General features: G+C 69.1%; 21 protein-coding genes. 9 read left to right on the top strand and 12 right to left on the bottom strand.

What is annotated here, in order from left to right; all coding sequences use genetic code 11:
- From ACFXQA_RS14720 to ACFXQA_RS14695, 6 genes are all read right to left on the bottom strand, one after another.
- On the bottom strand, positions 1–2,541 hold the full coding sequence (locus tag ACFXQA_RS14720; protein ID WP_394520633.1) for a phosphatidylglycerol lysyltransferase domain-containing protein: 2,541 nt from the start codon (positions 2,539–2,541) through the stop codon (positions 1–3).
- Between the two features lie 325 nt (positions 2,542–2,866).
- Positions 2,867–3,778 (bottom strand): hypothetical protein, encoded by a 912-nt coding sequence (locus ACFXQA_RS14715; RefSeq protein ID WP_394520632.1) that lies wholly within the window; start codon positions 3,776–3,778, stop codon positions 2,867–2,869.
- 57 nt (positions 3,779–3,835) lie between these two features.
- Positions 3,836–5,287, bottom strand: a complete 1,452-nt coding sequence (locus ACFXQA_RS14710; RefSeq protein ID WP_394520631.1) for a tyrosine-protein kinase domain-containing protein — start codon at positions 5,285–5,287, stop codon at positions 3,836–3,838.
- Between the two features lie 73 nt (positions 5,288–5,360).
- Positions 5,361–5,651: a hypothetical protein gene (locus tag ACFXQA_RS14705; RefSeq protein ID WP_394520630.1), complete on the bottom strand. Its 291-nt coding sequence runs from the start codon at positions 5,649–5,651 to the stop codon at positions 5,361–5,363.
- The gene (locus ACFXQA_RS14700) at positions 5,648–6,238 is read right to left on the bottom strand and encodes an Asp23/Gls24 family envelope stress response protein (protein ID WP_394520629.1); all 591 of its coding nucleotides are present in this window, start codon (positions 6,236–6,238) and stop codon (positions 5,648–5,650) included. The genes ACFXQA_RS14705 and ACFXQA_RS14700 overlap by 4 nt, the downstream gene beginning before the upstream one ends.
- A complete protein-coding gene (locus ACFXQA_RS14695; protein WP_394520628.1) occupies positions 6,235–6,810 on the bottom strand; it encodes an RNA polymerase sigma factor in 576 nt (191 codons plus the stop codon). Before ACFXQA_RS14695 ends, ACFXQA_RS14700 begins: the two co-directional genes overlap by 4 nt.
- A gap of 132 nt (positions 6,811–6,942) precedes the next feature.
- Between ACFXQA_RS14695 and ACFXQA_RS14690 the strand changes: the two genes are divergently transcribed.
- From ACFXQA_RS14690 to ACFXQA_RS14660, 7 genes are all read left to right on the top strand, one after another.
- Positions 6,943–7,434 (top strand): Asp23/Gls24 family envelope stress response protein, encoded by a 492-nt coding sequence (locus ACFXQA_RS14690; protein WP_394520627.1) that lies wholly within the window; start codon positions 6,943–6,945, stop codon positions 7,432–7,434.
- Positions 7,431–7,619: a DUF2273 domain-containing protein gene (locus ACFXQA_RS14685; RefSeq protein ID WP_394520626.1), complete on the top strand. Its 189-nt coding sequence runs from the start codon at positions 7,431–7,433 to the stop codon at positions 7,617–7,619. The genes ACFXQA_RS14690 and ACFXQA_RS14685 overlap by 4 nt, the downstream gene beginning before the upstream one ends.
- Positions 7,616–8,038, top strand: a complete 423-nt coding sequence (locus ACFXQA_RS14680; RefSeq protein ID WP_394520625.1) for a hypothetical protein — start codon at positions 7,616–7,618, stop codon at positions 8,036–8,038. Before ACFXQA_RS14685 ends, ACFXQA_RS14680 begins: the two co-directional genes overlap by 4 nt.
- Positions 8,035–8,619 carry an Asp23/Gls24 family envelope stress response protein gene (locus tag ACFXQA_RS14675; RefSeq protein ID WP_394520624.1) on the top strand — a complete coding sequence of 195 codons (585 nt, stop codon included), beginning with the start codon at positions 8,035–8,037 and terminating at the stop codon, positions 8,617–8,619. Before ACFXQA_RS14680 ends, ACFXQA_RS14675 begins: the two co-directional genes overlap by 4 nt.
- Complete coding sequence (locus ACFXQA_RS14670; protein ID WP_394520623.1) at positions 8,616–9,230, top strand: hypothetical protein; 615 nt, start codon at positions 8,616–8,618, stop codon at positions 9,228–9,230. Before ACFXQA_RS14675 ends, ACFXQA_RS14670 begins: the two co-directional genes overlap by 4 nt.
- A gap of 89 nt (positions 9,231–9,319) precedes the next feature.
- Positions 9,320–9,490: a CsbD family protein gene (locus ACFXQA_RS14665; protein WP_394520622.1), complete on the top strand. Its 171-nt coding sequence runs from the start codon at positions 9,320–9,322 to the stop codon at positions 9,488–9,490.
- 174 nt (positions 9,491–9,664) lie between these two features.
- Complete coding sequence (locus ACFXQA_RS14660) at positions 9,665–9,835, top strand: CsbD family protein (RefSeq protein ID WP_394520621.1); 171 nt, start codon at positions 9,665–9,667, stop codon at positions 9,833–9,835.
- A gap of 141 nt (positions 9,836–9,976) precedes the next feature.
- On the opposite strand, the gene ACFXQA_RS14655 is transcribed toward ACFXQA_RS14660, so the two are convergent.
- Positions 9,977–10,630: an arsenate reductase/protein-tyrosine-phosphatase family protein gene (locus ACFXQA_RS14655; protein ID WP_394520620.1), complete on the bottom strand. Its 654-nt coding sequence runs from the start codon at positions 10,628–10,630 to the stop codon at positions 9,977–9,979.
- Positions 10,631–10,696: 66 nt separating this feature from the next.
- Between ACFXQA_RS14655 and ACFXQA_RS14650 the strand changes: the two genes are divergently transcribed.
- On the top strand, positions 10,697–11,590 hold the full coding sequence (locus ACFXQA_RS14650; RefSeq protein ID WP_394520619.1) for a CPBP family intramembrane glutamic endopeptidase: 894 nt from the start codon (positions 10,697–10,699) through the stop codon (positions 11,588–11,590).
- 118 nt (positions 11,591–11,708) lie between these two features.
- Here the strand turns inward: ACFXQA_RS14650 and ACFXQA_RS14645 are convergent, their stop codons facing one another.
- Both ACFXQA_RS14645 and ACFXQA_RS14640 read right to left on the bottom strand, forming a co-directional pair.
- Entirely contained in the window at positions 11,709–13,385 is a 1,677-nt protein-coding gene (locus ACFXQA_RS14645) for an MDR family MFS transporter (RefSeq protein ID WP_394520618.1), read from the bottom strand.
- Positions 13,386–13,429: 44 nt separating this feature from the next.
- A complete protein-coding gene (locus tag ACFXQA_RS14640; protein ID WP_394520617.1) occupies positions 13,430–14,062 on the bottom strand; it encodes a TetR/AcrR family transcriptional regulator in 633 nt (210 codons plus the stop codon).
- A gap of 112 nt (positions 14,063–14,174) precedes the next feature.
- On the opposite strand from ACFXQA_RS14640, the gene ACFXQA_RS14635 reads away from it, so the two are divergent.
- Positions 14,175–14,453, top strand: a complete 279-nt coding sequence (locus tag ACFXQA_RS14635; RefSeq protein ID WP_394520616.1) for a helix-turn-helix domain-containing protein — start codon at positions 14,175–14,177, stop codon at positions 14,451–14,453.
- Between the two features lie 173 nt (positions 14,454–14,626).
- Here the strand turns inward: ACFXQA_RS14635 and lanKC are convergent, their stop codons facing one another.
- The 3 genes from lanKC to ACFXQA_RS14620 all read right to left on the bottom strand — a co-directional run bounded on the left by lanKC (position 14,627) and on the right by ACFXQA_RS14620 (position 19,549).
- Positions 14,627–17,266, bottom strand: coding sequence for a class III lanthionine synthetase LanKC (lanKC, locus tag ACFXQA_RS14630; protein ID WP_394520615.1), 2,640 nt, complete (start codon positions 17,264–17,266; stop codon positions 14,627–14,629).
- A 289-nt stretch (positions 17,267–17,555) separates the two neighbouring features.
- Entirely contained in the window at positions 17,556–18,233 is a 678-nt protein-coding gene (locus tag ACFXQA_RS14625) for a response regulator transcription factor (protein ID WP_394520614.1), read from the bottom strand.
- Complete coding sequence (locus tag ACFXQA_RS14620) at positions 18,233–19,549, bottom strand: sensor histidine kinase (RefSeq protein WP_394520613.1); 1,317 nt, start codon at positions 19,547–19,549, stop codon at positions 18,233–18,235. Before ACFXQA_RS14620 ends, ACFXQA_RS14625 begins: the two co-directional genes overlap by 1 nt.
- Positions 19,550–19,888 lie beyond the last annotated feature (339 nt).

Genomic DNA, 19,888 nt, shown 5'->3' with positions numbered 1-19,888 from the left:
TTACTTCGCCGGCACCGCCGGGCGGGGCTCGCGGAGCGTGCCGGCCATGCGCGCGGCCTCGGCCAGGGTCAGGGTCGGCAGGTAGCACCTCGCCAGCGCGATCGCGAGGGCCGGCAGCACGGTCGCATCGGGGTAGATCGCCCAGAGCGGCACGAACTCCGGCTGGAACTTGCGCTTGAAGTTCAGCAGCGAACGGAACCCGTAGGCCGGTTCGAGGAGCGCACCGAGCCGGTCGAGCAATCGCGTGATCGGAGCCCGCTCGCCCCCCTCGTCGCCGTGAATCGACGCCAGGGGAGACCCCGACAGGCTCATGCGGTCGAGCCCGTCGTCTCTCAGGTGGTCGGCGGCCGCACCGATGACGAACTCCATGATGCCGTTCATCGCGTCGGCGCGGCGGCGCATGAAGTCGAGCGTGTAGCCGTGCACCGATCCGTCTTCGAACAGGGGCAGCCAGCTCGTCACGGCCTGAATGCGACCGCTCTCGTGCACGGCGAGCATGAGCCGCACCGCGGGGTCGGTGAGTTCGTCGACCCCGCCGAGGGTGAACTCCATCTCGGGCAGGCTCTTGTCGGCGACCCAGCCCTCCGAGATCTCGCGGATCTGCGCGTGCTCGGCGATCGACAGCTCGTGCCAGCTCGTCCAGCGGGCCGTGATGCCCTCGCGCGAAGCGCGGTTCGTCGCCGTGCGGATGTCCTGGCGCTTCTTGCCCGAGGTGTTCCACGTGGCCGGGTCGAGCAGGGCCTCTTCGGCGACCTGCATGCGCTGCCAGCCGAGGTGCGCATAGGCCGAGCCGTCGCGGTCGTCGACGCTGTAGAACACCGGGGTCCAGCCGTTGTCGCCGCAGAACTCCACGAAGCCCGTCACCACCTCGGGTCGCGCGGCGTCGGGCCCGAAAGCGCCACCGAGCGTGACGGCCACGGTGCCGCGTACGCGGTAGGCGACGGCAGCATCCGCCTGGGGAGAGAACCAATACGAATTGCCCGACCACGTCGTCATGAACGAGAGGGTGTCACCGCCGCCCCGTTCGAGCACGAGTCGCGCACGCGCTCTGTCGGAGGCTCCGCTGATCGTGCCCGGATCGAGCACGAGTCGCGCCGTGGCCACGGCCGCGGTCGCCCAGAACAGCAGCGACGGCAGGTACCAGAACACCTGCGCCCAGCCGCTGGCGGGAATGAAGGTGAGGATGTCGGACGGAAGGAGCGTCGGCGGAAGCAGCCGCAGCGGGAGTCCGATCAGCACATCGCCGACCGCCAGATGCGGCCGGTATCCGCTCGACGCGATCACGCCCCCCGCGAAGGCGAGCAGGAGGTTGGCGGCGGCCGCGATCGCGACCGTGAGACCGAACGAACGAAGCGCGGCGTGGGTCGAAGCGACGCGCACGTCGCGCCGGAAGACGATGAGGACGATCGCCACGGCCAGCGGCACGAGGGCGCCGACGAGGCTGCTCGTGAGCGTCTGCCAGACGAAGTCTTCGGCGGCCGTGTCGCGCACCTCGGCGATCTCCGCGACCGTCTCGGGCTGGATGACCGAGAACACGTAGAGCATGCCGCCGAAGACGACGGCGTTCAGCCCGACCGCAAGCCAGAGCGCGGCGCGTCGGCCCTTGAGGATTCCCCAGGCCGCCAAGACGGCGACGAGAACCGGCAGCAGTGCGATGAATCCGGAAGCGGGCTGCAACTCGCTGAACGAATCGAAAGCGTCGGGGCAGGGAGCGGCGGGCGAGCCGAACGCGCAGGTCTGACCGTCGACGAGGGTGACGGGGTCGTCCGAGAGAAAGCCGTAGATCGACAGCAACCCCGCGCCGGTTCCCGCGAACGTCGCGATGACCGGGCCCACGGCGGTGACGAACGTGAGCGCGGCCAGCAGCACGCGCTTCTCGTGGTGCGAACTGCGCACGAGCCGAAAGCCGGAGCGCCGGCCGCCGAGCAGATAACCGAGGCCGAGCCCGAGGGGGAGGGCGAGGAGCGAGAACAGGTCGTTCGCGCCGCCGGCGTAGAGGAAGAAGGTCACGGCGGTGAGCGTCGCGAGCAGTCGCGTGCGCCGTCGCCACAGCGCGCCGGTGAACGAGCTCGCCGCCATCGCCGTGCAGATCAGGGCGGCGATCGGCGAGAGGGTGTCGACCGCCGGGGCGTTCAGCGGCAGGAGTGCGAGGTAACGCTCTTCGAGGAGCCCCACCCCGAGCCCGAGGAACGACGCTGCGACGCCGCCGACGACGTACGAGACGAGGGTGCGGATGCTGCCCATCACCCGCTCCGCCGCCCCCACGACGATCAGCAGGAGAGGCACGATGCCGATCAGCGATGCGAGGTCGGCCACCGCGAAGAGCGAGGTGATGGTTCCCCACCAGTGCCGCTGCACGAAGACCTCGGGCACGCCCTCGTCGAGCACCTGCCAGCCCCACCCCGTCGGCGACGCGATGAACCCGGTGAAGCTCAGCACGATGACCGCGGCGGTGATCAGCAGCGTGACGGGCCGAGCGCGACACCATCGCCCGACCGTGGCCGCGGCCGGACGCACCCGTGCGAGCGGCGTATGCAGCATCCGATTTCCTCCCGCCGAGACTTTATCCGCTCGCGCTCGGGGGGTGCTGTGCGCCGGGCGGTTTCACCGCGGCGGGCGGGCGGATGCTGCGAGCGTGTCGGGCGCGGGTCGGCGCGGGCGCGGAGCGGCTCGCGCTGCCCTTTTCGGTTGACGCTGCGCATATATGGACCGCGTCGGCACACAACGGCCGCGCGATCTACAAATGAGTAGCGCGAGTCACACAAAAGATCCGCGCGATCCGCAAAACAGCCGCGCGCGCCACAGGAGAGCCGCGCGATCCGCAAAACAGCCGCGCGAACCGGGGGTGAAGCCTGCGCGACGAACCTCAGCCGACGGGGATGACGCGGTCGCCCGACCAGACCACCGCGCCGTCGTCGAGAGCGGCGACGGCCAGGGGAGCGGCGGGGTCGACATCGGCCGCACAGCCCAACGGGGTCGTCGTTGCGAAGCCCTCGCCCGACCAGCGCGTGACCGCGACGCCCGCGCAACCCTCGGCGGGCGCGGCGGTCAGCACGGTCTCACCCGTCGCTGCCAGAGCGACCGCACCCGTGGCCGGGAGCGGCTGCCACGCGTTCGACGAACCGAGCACCGATACGGCGCCGTCGCAGTCGACCGCGACGACATCGCCAGCCGCCCGGAACGACGCCGGCTCGGCGCACGGCGCAGCCATGCGGGTGCCGCGCACGACGGCAGAGGCGGGGTCTGCGGGGTCGAGGTAGCGGGAGGCGGCGAGCACCTCGGGGTAGGGCTGCCAGAACTCTCCCTGCGTGAAGGTGCGGAGGGCCTGCACCTCGCAGGCTCCGCCGACGGCGGCGACCATCTCGGCTTCCGACCCGGCGAAGGCGTCGAGCGAGGCGACTTCTGCGAGGCCGCGGTAATACGGGGTGACGTCTTCCCAGGTGCGTCCGGCGTCGGTGGAGTGCTCCACGAGAGGGGCGGCCCCGCCGCACTCACCGGCGGTCGCCCGCCACCATCCGTTCGAGCCGATCGACAGATATCGTGTCTCGGCGCCCGGATACGACGCACCCGGAGCGGCCGAGGGGGTCGTGGTCGGGGCGGTGGACGCCGTCGGCGCCGGGCTGGTCGTCGTCGACGCGCTCGGGGTCGGATCCGACCCGAACGAATAGGTCGGCTGAGGCGAAGCGCCCCCATCGACGTTCGTCGGACGCACGCTCTGCAGCGCGAGAACGACGAGAACGACGGTCGCGATGGAGAGCACAGCGACGAGCACCCCCACGAGCAATCTCGTGGGGGCGCTGACGCTACGACGTCTCAAGGGCATTTCGCTCCGAGGTCAGGGCAGGAGATCTTCGGAAACGGGATCCGCAGCGGGGGGCGTTCCGCCCTTGCGCTCGCGGCGGGTCTGTTTCGCGGGCGCCGCCCCGTAAGTGCCGTAGCCGCCGTAGCCGTAGCCGTACCCGTATCCGTACGAATCGGGCCCGCGCGTGGGGAGCATCGTGAGCACGACACCGCCGACCTTCGAGCCCACGGTCTCGAGGGCGTCGAGCGCACCGCTGAACTGGTGCGTGGTGGTCTTGCCCGCGGCGACCACGAGGAGAGCGCCGGCCGTGAACTTCGACAGCACGGCAGCATCCGTCACCGGCAGCAGCGGCGGCGCGTCGCACAGCACGATGTCGAACTCGTTGCCGAGGGCCTCGAGCAGCTGGCCCATCTGCTTCGATCCGAGCAACTCGCTCGGGTTCGGAGGAACCTTGCCCGCCGGCAGCACATAGAGCGGACGCTTGCCCCACGGCAGCATGACGTCGGCCACGCGAGCACGGCCGATCAGCACATCGGTGAGTCCGGCGCCGCCCTCGATGTTGAGGTACTCGGCGACCTTGGGCTTGCGAAGGTCGGTGTCGATCAGCGCCACGCGCTTGCCGGCGTCGGCGAGGGCGACGGCGAGGTTGATGGTCGTGGTCGACTTGCCCTCGCTGGGCAGGCTCGAGGTCACGACGAAGATGTTGCCGCCGTCCATCTCGAGGAACTGCAGGTTCGTGCGAAGCGCACGGAAGGCCTCGGAGCGCTGGTTGTGGGGATCGGCCTCGAGGATGAGGGGCCGTTCCTTCGCCTTCGGGTCGAACGGGATCGCACCGATGAGCGGACGGTCGGTGAGACCCTCGATGTCGCGGGGGTTGCGGATCTTGGTGTCGAGCACCGCGCGCAGCACGGCAACACCGACGCCGAGCGCCAGACCGACGAGCGCGCCGAGGGCGAGATTCTGCGGAACGTTCGGGCTGACGGGCAGGCGTGCTGCTTGCGCTTCGCGAACGCGGGTGACCTGAAGAGGGCTCACTTCCTGGCCATCGCGGGTCTCGATCGTTTCGATGGACGAAGCAAGACTCGCCCCGACGGCGTTGGCGATGAGCGCCGCCCGCGCGGGATCTGCGTCGGAGACGGTGATGTTGATGATCGACGATTCAGGTTTGCTCGACGCCGTCACGCGTCCGGCAAGGGAGTCAGGGCCCATTGCCAAGCCGAGGCTGCTGATCACCGGGGCGAGAACGAACGGCTCCTTCACCAACTCGACGTAGGTGGCGATGCGCGCCTGGGTGAAGTTCGAGCCCTGTTGCAGTTCGGACACCGTGGCGCCCGCTTGGGTCGACACGAACACACCGCTCGTGGCTTGGAATTGGGGGGTCCGGGTGAGAGAGAACCCTGCCGCCACCGCGATGCCCACCAGAGTGGTGACCACGATCACGAGCCAGTTCTTTCGCAGGATGCGGATGTAGTCGCTGAGCTCCATGGCACCTTCCGGGGGTTCAGTACGGGTTCATCCTGCCATACGCCGGTTTCGCGCCGATGACGGGGAGGTCGCGTCAGTGGATGCGGGCGATCTGCACGCTGATCCGCGCGTCGGGATCGGCATACCGACCGGCGAGGGCGTCGGCGACGGCGCGGGCGATGTCGGCGCTCCGGCCGGTGCGGCGCGTTGAGATGCGGGCGTCGACGCGCATACCTTCGTGCGTCGGAGCGAGGGGTCGCGACGCCTCGAGTTCACCCGCCGCGGCAGCGATCAGCTGGGGAATCGACGGCGGCGGAAAGGCATCGACGACGCCTTCGACGCCGAGCACGATCTCGGTCAGCTGGTCGCCATCGCGAGCGGTCATGACGCATCCTTCGTGTTCGTGAACCCGTGCACGTCTTCGACGGTCACGTTGACGGCCGCGACGTTGAGGTCGGTGTGCTGGGCGAGGGCCTCGTAGACGGCCGACCGCAGGAGCGCCGCCGATTCGACGACCGAGCGATCCCAGGCGATCGTGGCGGTGAGGCTCACCTCGACCGGTGCGTCGGCCACCTCGGCGTCGCCGACGATATCGACGCGGCCGACGTACAGCCCGGGGATCGCATCGCCGACCGCACGCACCAGCGCGCGCACCGCACCCTCGGTGATCGTGACCTCTACGCGAGGGTCAGGATGCTGCACCGGAAGGCTGCGTCCGGCGCGCATCTCGGAGCGGACGACATCCATGATGCGATCGAACCAGGTCGACGGGGGAGGGGGCAGCTCGCGGGCGTCACGTTCGATGAGGCTCCGTGAGAGCGCGCTGACACGCTCGAGCGCGTCGAGGGCATTGAGGCACTCGGGACAGGTTTCGATGTCGGCGTCGTACGGTTGGCGATCGGCGGCCAGGTAATCGCTGAGGTCGTCGACGGTCTTGCCGCAGTCCAGCACGACGGAATGCGCTTCGCTCATCGCCATCCCTCCATCTGGATCATGATGCTGGCTCGCGCGCGGGCGAGGTTGCCGCGAACGGTACTGACGGGGAGTTCCGCTTGCTCGGCGATCTCGTCGTAGCTGAAACCGCCGATCTCCCGGAGCAGCCACGTGGTGCGCTGAGCCTCGGGAAGAGCGTCGAGGGCCCTCGAGAGTGCGGCGAGTCTAGCGTTGTGCACGGCAACATATTCGGGGTTGGTCGATTCCACGGTCGGGGCGTCGATCTCGTCATCGAGCGCAGCATCCGTCGTCCTCTTCTTGAGGAGCGCGAACGCCTCGCGGCTGGCGATCTTCATGAGCCACGCCTTCACGGCCGATCCGTCGCGGAGCGTCGGCAGCTGCTTCCAGGCGATCGCGAACGCTTCTTGCACCACGTCGTCGGCCTCGGAGAGCGAGCCCACGATCCGTGAGGTATAGGCCCGCATCAGACCGCTGTGCCGGCGCACGATCTCGCCGAACGCGAGGTCGTCTCCGTCGCTCGCGCGCTCGACCAGAATGCGGTCGGAGAGGTCCCCGAGTGAGGTGGCGGCCTCACCGTCGCGTCGCGCCATGAAAACTCCGTTGAACTTTTTTGTGACGAATGAGGCCCGCCGGTCCTCGTATTGATGAGCGACGCTAACGCGCAGCGCTATGGATGCCGCGTGCTCTTGCGTCGCGAACTCGAAACAGCTAGGAGAAAACGCATGGCTAACGAAGAGAAGACCACCCCCGCCGTCACCCCGGCCACGCCCGCAACGGTCGGTCGCGTCGACCGCGTCGGCAGCGCGGCATCGACCAACAACGACGACTCGGCCGGTGGCCGCACGCAGATCGCCGAGAGCGTGATCGCCAAGATCGCCGGCATCGCCGCGCGCGAGGTTCCCGGAGTCTTCGCCCTCGGCGGCGGCGGCGCCCGTGCCTTCGGCGCGATCCGCGACGCGATGAACCAGACCGACCTCACGCAGGGCGTCAAGGTCGAGGTCGGCGAGACCCAGGCCGCCGCAGACCTGGTGATCGTCGTGGACTACCCGCAGCCGATCCACCAGGTCGCCGCGAACGTCCGCACCGCCGTCGCTTCGGCCATCACCCGCCTCGCGGGCCTCGAGGTCGTCGAAGTGAACGTCGACGTCAACGACGTGCACCTCCCCGGTGACGACAACGACGACGACGACCAGAACGAGTCGCGCGTCGCATGAGTGCCACGATCTCCGGCGCCCTGATCGGCGCCGTCCTGGCTCTGTCGGCCCTCGTGTTCGGGTTCTGGGGATTCCTGCTCGTCGCCCTCTTCATGGGGATCGGAGCGCTCCTCGGACGCGTCGCGTCGGGCAAGCTCGACGTGCGCGGGCTGGCGAACGCCTTCTCGGGCCGACGGACGTCATGAGCATCACGGCAGCGTCTCGTGGCGGCAGCAGTGTCGCCGCCACGAGATCGAGTGACGCGGATGCTGCGGCGACCGCCGAACCGACGGCGCTGCCCGGCCGCACCACCATCGCCGACCGGGCGTTGCGCGCCGTCGCCGAACAGGCCACCGCGGTGGCGTTCGGCGTGAAGCGCGACCAGGTGTCGGTGCAGCTCGGATCGTCGGCCGGAGGCCTCGCGCTTCGCGTGTCGTCTCCGCTCCCCGTTCCCGACCTCGACGACACCGAGGCCGTGCACGCCGGGCCGACCGTGATCGAGCGCATCCACAGCATCCAGCAGAACCTGCACGAAAGCGTGGCCGACCTCACCGGTCGTGCTGTCACCCGCGTCGATGTCACCGTGACCGGCGCGATCATTCCCCCGCGAAGGAGAGTCCGATGAGCGACAGCGTTCTTTCTCGCGTCGTGCGGCGCGAGACGCACTCCCCGCGCACGGTCGCGATGATCGTCGCGGTGGTCGTGGTCATGCTGGGGCTGATCTACGTCGGCGTCGAGATCGTGCTGCACGTGCTCGCGCAGCCCGCGCTCGTCATCGCTCCCGCCGACGCGGTCGGACAACTCGCCGGTGTGCCCCGCCTGCAGCCGCCCGCCGCGGTCGTCGCCGTCGGCGCCGTGATCGCGATCGTCGGACTCGTCTTCGTCGTGCTCGCGCTCACCCCGGGCCGGCTGTCGAAGCACCGCATGGATCTCGGTGACCGCGCCGTCGTCGTCGACAACGGCGTGCTGGCGGCAGCGCTCGCCCAGCGCGTGAGCGACGAGGCGGGGATCCCCCGCGAGAACATCACCGTCGGCGTCTCCCATCGGGTCGTCGATGTCGTCCTCACCCCCGACGCGGGGTTGCCGATCGACGCCTCCCGTGTGCGGGTGATCGCCGAGGAAGAGATGGCGGGCTACCGCCTGACACCCTCGGTGAAGACCGTCGTGAAGATCGCACGCCCGAAAGAGCCGGAGATGGACCGATGAATCAGACGAACCGTGCGCTCAACCGCATCCTGCTCCTCATCATCGGGCTCGTGCTGCTCGCCTCGGGCGCCGCGCTGATCACCGCCGTCGTCTGGCCGGTGGCCACCGATGTCTGGAGCACGACCGCCGGGCAGTTCAACGACGGCGCGACAGCCGCCGCGCAGGCCAGCCCGGTCGGCGACAGCGGTGTGTCGTGGGTGACCGTCGGCGCGCTCGCCGCGATCGTCGTCGTGCTGGTGCTGCTGATCGTGGTCCTCGCCCGACTCGGCGGCGGACGCTCGCGGTCGGTTCTTCAGACCTCGGCCGACGACAACGCGCTGGGCCGGGTGGTGGTGAAAGATTCGTTCGCCTCCGACGCCCTCACCCGCACGCTCTCGGCTCGCACCGACATCGTATCGGCGAGGGTCACGGCCGCCGAGGTGAAGAAAGAGACCGTGCTGCACGTCTCGGTCACCACGCACCGCAACACCTCGCCGCGCGTCGTCGCACTCGAAGTCGACCGGCTGGCGTCGAACCTCGCCGCGCTGACCGGACGAGACATGCCTACTTATGTGTCGATTCGTACGGGACTTAGGGCGCGGATGGCGCCGGAGCACCGAGAATTGGCGTGACATCGCCCCCGGGAGACCGGGAAGACCACCCGGGGGAAACCGGGCCCACAACCGGGAAACCGGTATCACCACAGAGAAAGGAGTCCGACATGGGACTCGACGACAAGATCAGGAACGCAGCCGAAGACATCGCCGGTAAGGCGAAGGAGACCATCGGCAAGGCGACCAACAACGAGCGCCTCGAGGCCGAGGGCAAGGCCGACCAGGTGAAGGCCGACGCCAAGAAGGCCGGCGAAGACGTCAAGGACGCCTTCAAGTAAAGCCCCGTTCCTGAAACGCCCCCGGCCTCGTGCCGGGGGCGTTTCTCGTGCGCGGGCCGGGTCGTGCTAGCGCAAAACGGGCGACAACGCCAGCGTCGGCTTCGCGCGGAGCCCGGGTCGTACGGTGGAATCACCTTTCGGGAGACACCCGGATCGAAGACGGAGGGAGCCCTCATGGGACTCGACGACAAGATCAAGAACGCCGCTCAGGACATCTCGGGCAAGGCCAAGGAAGCCGTCGGCAAGACCACCGACAACGAGCGCCTCGAAGCCGAGGGCCAGGGCGACCAGACCGCTGCCGACTTCAAGAAGGCCGGCGAGAACGTCAAGGACGCTTTCAAGTAAGCCTTCTCCTCACCGCGAAACGCCCCGTGCCTTCTGGCCGGGGCGTTTCGCTTTGCCCGGGCGGAGGCACAGCATCCGCTCGCCCGCACCGTTGCGGTCAGCGGCGAGCGGTCCCTGAGCTCGTCGAAGGGCCTGCGGGGGTCAGCCGATCGCGATGCGGATCACGCGGGTGGCTTCGGCGAGTCCGGGGGCGAGCTCCTCCGCCGACCGCTCGTAGACCTCCCACGACTGGCGGTACGGGTCGACCACGTCGTCGTCGGCCGGGTCGGTCGGGGCCTCGACCTGGTCACGGCGGGTGCGCAAGAGAGTCAGCGCAGCGCGCACGCGCGCGTGGGTATCGGCGCCGGCGGTTTCGGTGACAGCGCGGAGGTCGTCGTCGGCGACGTCTTTCGCGAGGCGTTCGAATTCGCGCACCGTGAAGGTGGAACGCAGGCGCGCGGGAGCGAGCCCGACGACGTGCGACCTGTGCTCGCGCGTCATCGTGAGCACCAGGTCAGGACCGGCGAGGTGCAGCTCGGTCAGCCACCGCGCCCGGTGGGCATTCGAGTCGGCGTGCGGCACGCCGAACGACGCGGCGAGCTTCGCCGATTCGCGGGTCATGTGCCTGTCGACGAGGGCGTGGGTGCCCGCACTCGAGACCTCGACGTCGAGGGGGGTGAGTGCCGCGCGCAGGACCTGCTCGGCCAGCGGCGAGCGGCAGATGTTGCCCGTGCACACGGTGAGGATCTCGATCGTCGGGCTCGCACTGGCGTTCCCTCCACCTCGGAACATCGAACTCAGGTCGAGATCGAGCATGACGTGTCCCCCAGCGCGTGCGGATGTGCGGATGCCTCGTCCCGCCCGCTCCCGGATCGACCGGGCATGACGGTAACGTGGGCGCTGATGAGCGATTCTAGCCAGGCGACAAGTCGCGAAGTTTCCCTTTCGGGAACGGTTGTCGACGATGCCCCCGGCGAGCCCGCGCGCGACGACGACGCACGCGAATCATCGGCGCAAGACGGACCCCGTCGCAGCCGTCGAAGCTCGGGCGATTCGTCGAGGCCGCGCCGCACCTGGCGCCAGGGCGGCACCTCGGTGCGCCGATGGGGCTGGGAGCTGGTCGGCTGGGCCGTGCTCGCCCTCGGTGTCGGCGTGCTCGGCGCGACGGTGGCGACCGAGGTCATCGGCGGTGACATCGGAGCCCTCCTGAGCCAGCTCATCCTCTGGGGCGCCTTCGCGGTGCCGGTGGTGCTCGCCCTCGCGCGTGCACGGCCTCGCGGACTCTTGCGCTTCCGCCCTGTCGACCTGCTTTTCGGCCTCGTTCTCGGGGGGATGCTGCGCGTCGCCCAGGGCTGGTTCGAAGTGCGGGCCGGCGGTACCGGTGCGTGGCCGAGCTATCCGGGGGTGGCGGGGTCGCTTCCGGGCGGCTGGTTGTTCGACGAATTTCTCACGGGCGTCGTGATCGCCCCGGTGCTCGAGGAGTTCTTCTTCCGCGGACTCGTGCTCGTCGCGGTCTACACGGCCGTGCGGCGCATGGCGGGGCGCGAGGTCGCGATGTTCGCCTCGGCGATCGCCTCGACCGCGCTTTTCGTCATCGCGCACACCCTTCTCGCTCCGCTCGCCTGGGATGCCGTGGTCTCGCTCACTCTCGTAGGCCTCGTCGCGAGCCTGCTCGTGCTGCTGACCGGCCGGCTCTGGGCCGCCGTCGTCACGCACGTCGTCTACAACGGGCTGTGGATCGCGATGGCCACGATCGGGAGCTTGCTCGCCGTCTGACCCGGTGGTCGCCGGGCCCTTCGACAGGCTCAGGGACCGGCTGGCGGGCCGAAGCCGGGCCCTTCGACAGGTTCAGGGACCGGCGGCAGGTTCAGGGACCGGCTTCGGCGCGGACGGGTCAGCCTCCGTTCGCGCCACCCGCGTTCGGGCCCGCGGCGGCATCCGACCCGCGACCGGCGCGCGCGGCGCGCTCGAGCTTCTCGAGGCGCTCGGCTTCCTCGCCCCCGACGGCTTCGCCGCGAGCGACGAGGCCCGAGACGTCCGACAGCGGGATCTGCTTCAAGAACAGCGCCAGCACGAACGCGATCGCGATGAACGGCACGAGGTACCAGAACACCGGGGCGAGCGCGTCGGCGTAAGCATCGACGACACCCGACCGCAGTTCGGGCGTCAGCGTGCTCAGCACTGACGGGTCGATGGTCGAGGTCGCGGCCCCGGCCTGCTCGGCAGAGGCACCTGCGCCGGTGAAGACGGCGGTGAGGTTCTCGGTCAGACGGGTGGTGAAGAGGGTTCCGAACACGGCGGTGCCGAGGGCGGCCCCGACCTCGCGGAAGTAGTTGTTCGTGCTCGTCGCCGTGCCGATCTCGGCGGCGGGCACCGCGTTCTGCACGATGAGTACGACCACCTGCATGATCAGGCCGAGGCCGGATCCGAAGAAGAACAAGAAGACGCAGATCAGCCAGATCGGGGTCGAGGCCGACAGGGTCGTCATCGCGATCATCGCCGCTCCGGTGAGCAGCGTGCCGACGATCGGGAAGATCCTGTAGCGGCCGGTGCGCGAGATGAGGACTCCCGACGCGATCGAGGTTCCGATGAGCCCGACCATCATCGGCAGCATGAGAAGACCGGATGCGGCGGCCGAGGTGCCCGACGACATCTGCAAGAACGTCGGCACGAAGCCGATCGCCGCGAACATGCCGATGCCGAGAGCCAGACCGATCGCGGTGGCGTTGACGAACACGCGGTTGCGGAACAGCGAGAGCGGCATGATCGGGTCGGCCGCCCGCGATTCGGTGAAGATGAACAGCGAGGCGGCGACGACGAGTCCGACCCCCCAGGCCCAGGTCGCCAGCGAGCTCCAGCCGAAGGCACTGTCGCCACCGAAGTCGGTGAAGAAGATCAGGCACGTGGTCGCGGCCGAGAGGAACAGCACGCCCAGCCAGTCGATCGGTTTGGTCGCACGCTTGCTCGGCAGCTTCAGCGCGAACACCGCGATGAGGAACGCCGCGATCCCGACCGGGATGTTGATGTAGAACGCCCACTGCCAGGTGAGGTGGTCGACGAAGAATCCGCCGAGGAGGGGGCCGCCCACGGCCGCCAGGCCGAAGACCGCGCCGAGCGGGCCGAGGTACTTGCCCCGCTCGGAGGCGGGCACGATGTCGGCGATGATCGCCTGCGACAAGATGATGAGTCCGCCGCCGCCGAGGCCCTGGATGGCGCGGAAGACCACGAACATCCAGAAGTCCGTCGCAAAGGCGCACCCGATCGAGGCGAGGGTGAAGATCGCGATCGCCAGCAGGAACAGGTTTCGCCGCCCCAGGATGTCACCGAATTTGCCGTAGATCGGCATCACGATGGTGGTCGCGAGAATGTAGGCGGTCGTGATCCAGACCTGGTGCTCGACGCCGCCGAGCTGACCGACGATCGTCGGCATGGCCGTCGAGACGATCGTCTGATCGAGGCTCGACAGCAGCATCCCGGCGATCAGCGCCGAGAAGATGATCCAGATGCGCCGCTTCGTCAGCAGCAGCGTGTTCGCTGCGGGGACGGTCGGCGTGGACGCGGTAGCGGTCACGGTTTCTCCAGTTCGGGGTCGAGAGGGTATTCAGCGCGGGTCGGTCAGCGCAGGGAGGAAGTGAAGAGGTCGGACGCCGCCCCGATGCGGCGCGCGAAGATGTCGGTGAACGCGTCGGTGTTGCCCGGCGCGAGGAACTCGCCCGTCGCGCCCCGGCACAGGGCTCCGACGAGTTGGGCGGCGACCTCGGCGCGCAGATCGCCGGGGGCGAATCCCTCGCGTTGCGCGACGAGGGCGGCGTCGGCGCGTTCGTCACGAATGCCGTGCTCGAGCATCCGGCCGATCAATCGCGGTTCGCGATCGCCCGCGGCGATGAGCTCGCGCACCGATTCGGGTGCGATGTCGAGGGTGCGCCACCGCGCCTCGGTGAGTTCTGCGAGGTCGGCGAGAAGGGTGGGGGAGAGGTGCCCGGATGCTTCGCCGCCGGCCAGAAAGGCCGTGACCGCATCTTCGTCGCCGCGGTGCAGGGGCAGCCCGAGGACGGCGTCTTCTTTCGACGCGAAGTAATTGAAGAACGTGCGCCGAGAGACGTCGGCGGTGTCGCAGAGGTCTTCTATCGTGAAGCCCGAGAGCCCGTGTTCGGCCGTCGCAAGACGGGCCGCGCGGGTGAGGGCGCGGGACGTGTCTTGACGACGACGATCCCGTACCGTGGGTGCACTATCGGTCACACAGTGCATTATTGCACTTATCCGTGGATAGTGCACATCGACCCGACGGCGGGGCGATCCCGGAGAAATGCAAATGTATACGTGTTCATGCACGCATGCTTCGTGCGTCAGTCTCGATCCCATGCAGGACGACGTGAATCAGGCTTGGGTGCAGTACGCCGAAGCGCTCGGAGTGGCGCTGGCCCGCGCTCGAGCGACGCGAAAGCTTTCGCAGGAGCAAGTGGCCTACGCCGCAGGGATCGCGGCTTTCTCGTACCGCAAGCTCGAGAAGGGCGAGTCGAACCCCGGTACGCCGGCGAATCCGCGACTGCGCACCCTCGTCGCCCTCGCGGGGGTACTGGGCGTGCCCGTGGCAGCGCTCCTGCCCCCTGATCCCGAGGGCATCACCGCCTGGAAGTGAGCGAGAGCGGGCGCCCGCGTGAACGGGCGCCCGCGATCACCCTTAGCGGCAGAGCGTCGTCGACGCGGTGCTTTGGCAGAGGGTCGTGCTGGCGACGCTTCCGAAAAGGAACGAGTCGCGGTCTGCTTCGCGCTGGTCAAGGTTCTGGAGCGAGAGCAAGTAGCCCATAGTGTTCACCCCCTCTCGATGCTCGGCGTGACGGGGGTCCGCACGCGGTCGATCACTGCGGGGGGAGTCAGGAACGGCAGTCCGCTGTCGGCGGGTTCTTCGCCCGCGACGAACGAGCGATATGCCGTGAGCGCCGAAAGCACTCCGGCCGAGCCGGTGGCCAGGTCGCACGACAGGCGCAGCAGGCCGTCGCCGGTGAAGCCGAGGCCATCGGGGCGACGGATGGCGTTCAACCGCAGCTCGCGAACATGGCGTGACAGCGCAGCATCCGATTCCGGAGTCGACAGCCCCCGACGGGCGAGGATGAGCAGGAAGTGGATGAGCCCTGCGCGCCCGGCGAACACCCCCGACTGGATGCAGAAGCGGGTGATCGCCGCGCGGGTGATTCCGTCGAGCGCCTCGAGGTATCGCCCGTTGTCGGGGGAGTGGGCGAGGAGCAGGGTGATGACCGCGCCGATCCCGGTCGACCCCGACGCGAGGTAGGGGGCCGCCCGCCACCCTTCGTCGACCTGCAGGCTGCCGTCTTCGGAGCGCGTGAGCGTCGCGAGGTCATCGTCGATGGCCCGCTCGGCGAGTCGCAGGTGACGGGCGTCGCCCGTTCGCTCGTACAAGCGCAGGGCGAAGAGCGCGGTGCCGGTGCGACCGCGCAGCAGGCCGCCGCTGCCAGTCGCGACTTGCGAGGTGATCGGCCGCGCCCGCGCGTCGAAGCCCGCCTGCACTCGCGCGGCGATATCCATCACGAGGGGAGTGAGGGTGGCATCCGCGTCGCTCTCGGCCAGCAGCGTGAGCCCGACGCCGGGCAACCCCGAGTACAGGTCGTCGCCGAGTCGCGAGGGATCCGCGGCGCGCAGCCGGACCAGCGCGCGGTCGGCCTCGGTGTGGCGGTGCAGCCGTCGCAGCGTCCACACCGCGCCGGCCAGGCCGTCGTAGAGGCCGAGGGCGGTCTCGGTGTCGGCGGCGAGGGCGGTGCCGAACCACGCCGTGGCGCGTGCATCGACCGGCTCACCCGCGTCGTGGAGGGCGACGAGCACCCCGGCGGCGCCGTGGGCCAGACCGTAGGGTCGTTCGGCGAACTGCCGCGGGTCGCCCGGCCACGCGCGGTCGTCGCGCGCGAAGTCGGCGTCGGCGACGAGTTGCGTCGCGGTCGCTTCGATCGCCGGGCCGACGGCAGAGACGGCGTCGAGTTCGAACCGGCGCAGGGCGCGGTCTGCCCGTCCATGGCCCGGGCCCGGCTGCGGCGGGCTGTCGGTGTCGAACTCGGCGAGCACGCGCGGCGCCCATTCGGCAGGAAGCTCGAATTCGTAGGCGGCCGCTCTGGCGAGGTCGCCCGCTTTGAGGGGGTCGAGTTCGAGCAGCGGAAGCAGAGGAATGAAGACGAACAGCTCGATGCACGCGAGACCGTAGAGATCGTGACGCGCGCCGCCGCGGCGGTCGGGCGGTGAGAAGCCCGGGGCTCCCACGAACGGTGGAGTGTCGTCGGCCAGCGGCTGCGCCATCTCGAAGTCGAGAAGGGCGATCCGCCCGTCGGGTCGGACGATCACGTTTGCGGGGTGCAGATCGCCGTGCGAGTACCCCGCCGCGTGCAGCTCGTCGACAGCGGTGCGCACCTGCGCCAGAACGCCGAGAGCCCAATCGCGATACGCGCGACGATCGGCCGCGGTCGACCCCGCCTGGATGCGGGGGTTTCGCCGCACGACTTCTTTGTTCAGGGCGTGTCCGTCGATCCGTTCCATGACGAGGTAGCGGTGGCCGTGCACCTCGAGCGAACGGTGGACCGCCGGCGCCTGAGAGAGGCGGATGCGGCGCAGCACCTCTTCTTCGTGACGGAGGCGGGCCACGGCGTCGCGGTCGTCGGGCGTGAAGCCGGTGGCGGGACGAGCTTCTTTCACGACCACCGGGGCGCCGTCATCGTCGGCGGTGTACACGCCCCCCGAGTTGGAGTGGTGCAGCGCCCCCGTGATGTCGGGGAAGCCCTCGGGAGGGCGCCCGTCGCCGAGCGCATCGAGCTGGGCTTGCAGGAAAGGGGGCAGCGTCACCCAGGCGGGGGGGACGAACGCGGTGGTGCGCACGTCTTCGACGAGCTCGCCGGTCGCGGGGTCTCGAAGGGCGAGAACCTCGGCTCCGTCGCGCACGAGGGTCTGCGAGACGAACGCGCCGTACCGCACCGACAGGGGCCCAGCGTTCCACCGCAGGTCGGTCAAGACGTAGGGCCCGGGCCGGCCGCCGATCAGCTCGTCGAGGGCGACGAGCGCATCGTGCAGCTCCGCCTCCGAGCGGGGGTAGATCGTGAGGAACTTACCGGCCGACGACCTCTCGGCGTCTTTGCTGTTGGCCGCCGTGAGCGCGTCGCGGTGCGGCAGGTGCTTGAAGGCGAGCTCCGCGCGGTGGCAATACGTCGACACCAGGCGCAACACATCGTTCGCGCCCGACGCGACCGCGCTGACGTGGATCTTCCAGCCCTGGTCGGGCAGTGTCGCGGAGCGCGGGTGCCAGAACGACCAGTTGCCGTCGTCGTGGTTATCCCACCCGCTCCAGTCGACGGTCTCATCGAGGGCGTAGCGCAGCGACGGCGCGCGTGTCGCTCGCATCGGGTGGTCGTAGAAGGCCGCGTCGGCGACCGCGAATCGCGGGTAGATCGGGTCCACGGCTTCCCCCATGTTCAGCGCGGGCTCGGAGTGCTGCCGTCATTGTGCGTCGGGGGAAGGTCCCCGCGTGCGGGGTGCGGTACCGCGCACGAAGCGCGCGAAGTGACGCGCGGATGGCGAGCGTGCGAACGAGATGACCGGCGCGAAGACGGGAGGCGTCGCGCGAGCAAAGCAGACGTGCCGAGGTCTGAGGTGGGGGGCGTGATTACGCCGCCGACCCAGGGTCGTTCATGTCTACATGTGTCGTCGCGGCGCGGTCAAATTAGTCGCGAAATTTCATCCGTTTGGACTAAGAAGACGGTGTGTCGAGGTGGTTCCGGACTCCCCAGAGGGCGAGGCCGGTGCGGTCTTCGACGCCGATCTTCTTCATCGCTGTGTGGAGCTGCGAACGGATGGTGTTCACCGACACGTGCAGATGGTCGGCGATCTGCTCATTGGTCGTGAAGCCTCCGCTCAGGGCACCGACGGCTCGCCGCTCTGCCTGGCTCAGAAGAGCGGCCGCGGCCGCGTCGGCCGACGACGGTCGTCGACGGGCCAGCTCTTTCAGAACGGGCATCGTCGCGCGTGACGAGACGATGGCCTCGCCGCGGAAGGCCGCCTCGATGGCCTGCAGCAACTGATCGGCGTCGTGCCCCTTCAGCAGGTACCCGACGGCCCCCGCATCCAGTGCCTGCAAGACGTGCGAGTCGCCGGCGTGGCTCGTCATCACGACGACCGCGACGCGGCCGTCCGATTCGAGCCCGGCGAGCTGGCGAGTGGCCTCGAGCCCGTGCATCACGGGCATCTGCAGATCCATGAGCACGACATGCGCTCGCTCGCTGCGAGCGAGTGCCACGGCGTCGCGACCGTTCGCGGCCTCGCCGATCACGGTGATCCCGGGGGCCTGCTCGAGCTGTAGCCGCAATCCTTTGCGCACGACGCGGTTGTCGTCGGCGATCAGCACGCGGATGCTGCGCGGGCGAGCCATCAGCGCACGTCGCGGGGGTCGGGCTCGGGCGCGGGGATGCGAATCCTCACCTTCCACCCTCCCCTGTCGGTCGGACCCGCGGTCACGGATCCACTCATCATCGTGATGCGGTCGCGGAGCCCGTCGAGGCCCCAACCGAGGCCGATCGGCTCGGCTGCGGCGTACTCCGAGCGCGGCGGGCCGTTCTCGATCACCACCTGCAACCAATTGCTGCTCCACACGATAGCCACATCGACCGACGCTCCGGGAGCGTGTTTGGACGCATTGGTGAGGGCCTCTTGAACCCCGCGAAACACGCTGGTCGAGATGACCGCGGGCAGATCGGTGAGGTCGCCGGTGACGTGCAGACTCGCGGTCATGTCTCGCCGATTCCAGTAGTCGATGAGATCTTGCGTCTGTCGCAGGTCGCGCGTTGCGCCCATCGGTATCCCGCCCACCGCCCGCAGGTCAGACAGCGCGCTGTAGACGCTGGCCGCCGCGAATCGGCCCTCAGCCCGTACGTCCTCGACGAGCTGCAGCGCGTCGCCGGGCCGTTTCGGGCCGATGGCGACGGCAGCGTCGGCGAGAGCGATGAGGCCCGAGAGGTGTTGCCCGGCGACGTCGTGCAGCTCTTGCGCGATGCGCGCGCGCTCGGCGTTTCGCGCTTTCTCCAGGCGCACTTCGTACTCGCGCGTCGCGGCCTCGGCCTCGTATCGCACTTGCGCTACTCGTCGGGATCGGGCGCGCCACCAGACACCGAGAGCGGTGGCGCCGGCCGCGGGCGCGATGAACCCGAGTCCCTCGGAAGTGACGAAGCTCGTGATGGCTCCGAGGTCGGCGCCCGTCGAGGCGGCCCACGCCGTCAGGGTGCCGATGCCGACGATCAGCGTCACCACCAACCACCCGGCCGACACGACCGTCGGTTGCTGCGTCGCGAGCAAGAACAGGGCGATGGCGACGACCAACTGCATGCCCGAAAGCCACAGCGGAACGCCGACGACGATGACCAGCAGCAGGTAGCACGCGAGTGTTCCGAGCAGGCCGACCAGGGGACGTCGCGCGCTGAGGGCGAGCGCGAGTGCCTGCACTGCCGATCCGAACGTGACCAGCACGATCACCGTCGGCAACGACAGCGGAAGCGTCCATGCGGCCTGCCCGTCGATGACGAGGGCAAGGGGGTTCGCCAGTCCTTGGATCGAGGTGATGACGAAGATGATCGCGCCGAAGGTCAGCGCAGCACGCGGGGTGCCGAGGATCGTTGTCACGCGGTCGTCGGCGTCATCGACGTCATCGGGGTCGGCTACGGCTGATGGCGCAGCGTTCGGGTGGATCGTCATGGGTGGGTGCCCTCCGGTCGTCCACCGAGACATGCTCTCACTCGGTGGCGACCGCAATCGTCTCGCACCTCGGGCAACGGGCATCTCGTCCATTTGGACGAAATCTGGACCATTTTCAGCCGGTTGCCTCTGTCGGGCGCGGTGTGCGGCTCATTCCGCGTGATTCCGTGGGCTCCTCACGTAAACATGAGGGGGCGTGCTCACAGTACGAGCGTGGTGCCCCCGCGCGCAAGAAACCCGTCCCAGCGTTCATCGACTGTTCGCCGGAATGGTTTCGGCCGTTCTCTGATGCCGGTACCCGCATCGGATGCGGCGGCGAGCGGGGCGTTGCATGATCTG

Source organism: Microbacterium shimangi (assembly GCF_043556445.1).
In the GTDB taxonomy this organism is placed as follows: Bacteria; Actinomycetota; Actinomycetes; order Actinomycetales; family Microbacteriaceae; genus Microbacterium.
Note: the sequence above shows the minus strand (reverse complement) of the source record. Positions and strands in the feature narration are given on the sequence as shown.

Excerpts from the sequence above, each read along its gene's own strand:
- ACFXQA_RS14720 (WP_394520633.1), bottom strand. The coding sequence starts at position 2,541 with ATGCTGCATACGCCGCTCGCACGGGTGCGTCCGGCCGCGGCCACGGTC.
- ACFXQA_RS14710 (WP_394520631.1), bottom strand. The coding sequence starts at position 5,287 with ATGGAGCTCAGCGACTACATCCGCATCCTGCGAAAGAACTGGCTCGTG.
- ACFXQA_RS14705 (WP_394520630.1), bottom strand. The coding sequence starts at position 5,651 with ATGACCGCTCGCGATGGCGACCAGCTGACCGAGATCGTGCTCGGCGTC.
- ACFXQA_RS14700 (WP_394520629.1), bottom strand. The coding sequence starts at position 6,238 with ATGAGCGAAGCGCATTCCGTCGTGCTGGACTGCGGCAAGACCGTCGAC.
- ACFXQA_RS14695 (WP_394520628.1), bottom strand. The coding sequence starts at position 6,810 with ATGGCGCGACGCGACGGTGAGGCCGCCACCTCACTCGGGGACCTCTCC.
- ACFXQA_RS14690 (WP_394520627.1), top strand. The coding sequence starts at position 6,943 with ATGGCTAACGAAGAGAAGACCACCCCCGCCGTCACCCCGGCCACGCCC.
- ACFXQA_RS14685 (WP_394520626.1), top strand. The coding sequence starts at position 7,431 with ATGAGTGCCACGATCTCCGGCGCCCTGATCGGCGCCGTCCTGGCTCTG.
- ACFXQA_RS14680 (WP_394520625.1), top strand. The coding sequence starts at position 7,616 with ATGAGCATCACGGCAGCGTCTCGTGGCGGCAGCAGTGTCGCCGCCACG.
- ACFXQA_RS14675 (WP_394520624.1), top strand. The coding sequence starts at position 8,035 with ATGAGCGACAGCGTTCTTTCTCGCGTCGTGCGGCGCGAGACGCACTCC.
- ACFXQA_RS14670 (WP_394520623.1), top strand. The coding sequence starts at position 8,616 with ATGAATCAGACGAACCGTGCGCTCAACCGCATCCTGCTCCTCATCATC.
- ACFXQA_RS14665 (WP_394520622.1), top strand. The coding sequence starts at position 9,320 with ATGGGACTCGACGACAAGATCAGGAACGCAGCCGAAGACATCGCCGGT.
- ACFXQA_RS14660 (WP_394520621.1), top strand. The coding sequence starts at position 9,665 with ATGGGACTCGACGACAAGATCAAGAACGCCGCTCAGGACATCTCGGGC.
- ACFXQA_RS14655 (WP_394520620.1), bottom strand. The coding sequence starts at position 10,630 with ATGCTCGATCTCGACCTGAGTTCGATGTTCCGAGGTGGAGGGAACGCC.
- ACFXQA_RS14650 (WP_394520619.1), top strand. The coding sequence starts at position 10,697 with ATGACGGTAACGTGGGCGCTGATGAGCGATTCTAGCCAGGCGACAAGT.
- ACFXQA_RS14640 (WP_394520617.1), bottom strand. The coding sequence starts at position 14,062 with ATGCACTGTGTGACCGATAGTGCACCCACGGTACGGGATCGTCGTCGT.
- ACFXQA_RS14635 (WP_394520616.1), top strand. The coding sequence starts at position 14,175 with ATGCAGGACGACGTGAATCAGGCTTGGGTGCAGTACGCCGAAGCGCTC.
- ACFXQA_RS14625 (WP_394520614.1), bottom strand. The coding sequence starts at position 18,233 with ATGGCTCGCCCGCGCAGCATCCGCGTGCTGATCGCCGACGACAACCGC.
- ACFXQA_RS14620 (WP_394520613.1), bottom strand. The coding sequence starts at position 19,549 with ATGACGATCCACCCGAACGCTGCGCCATCAGCCGTAGCCGACCCCGAT.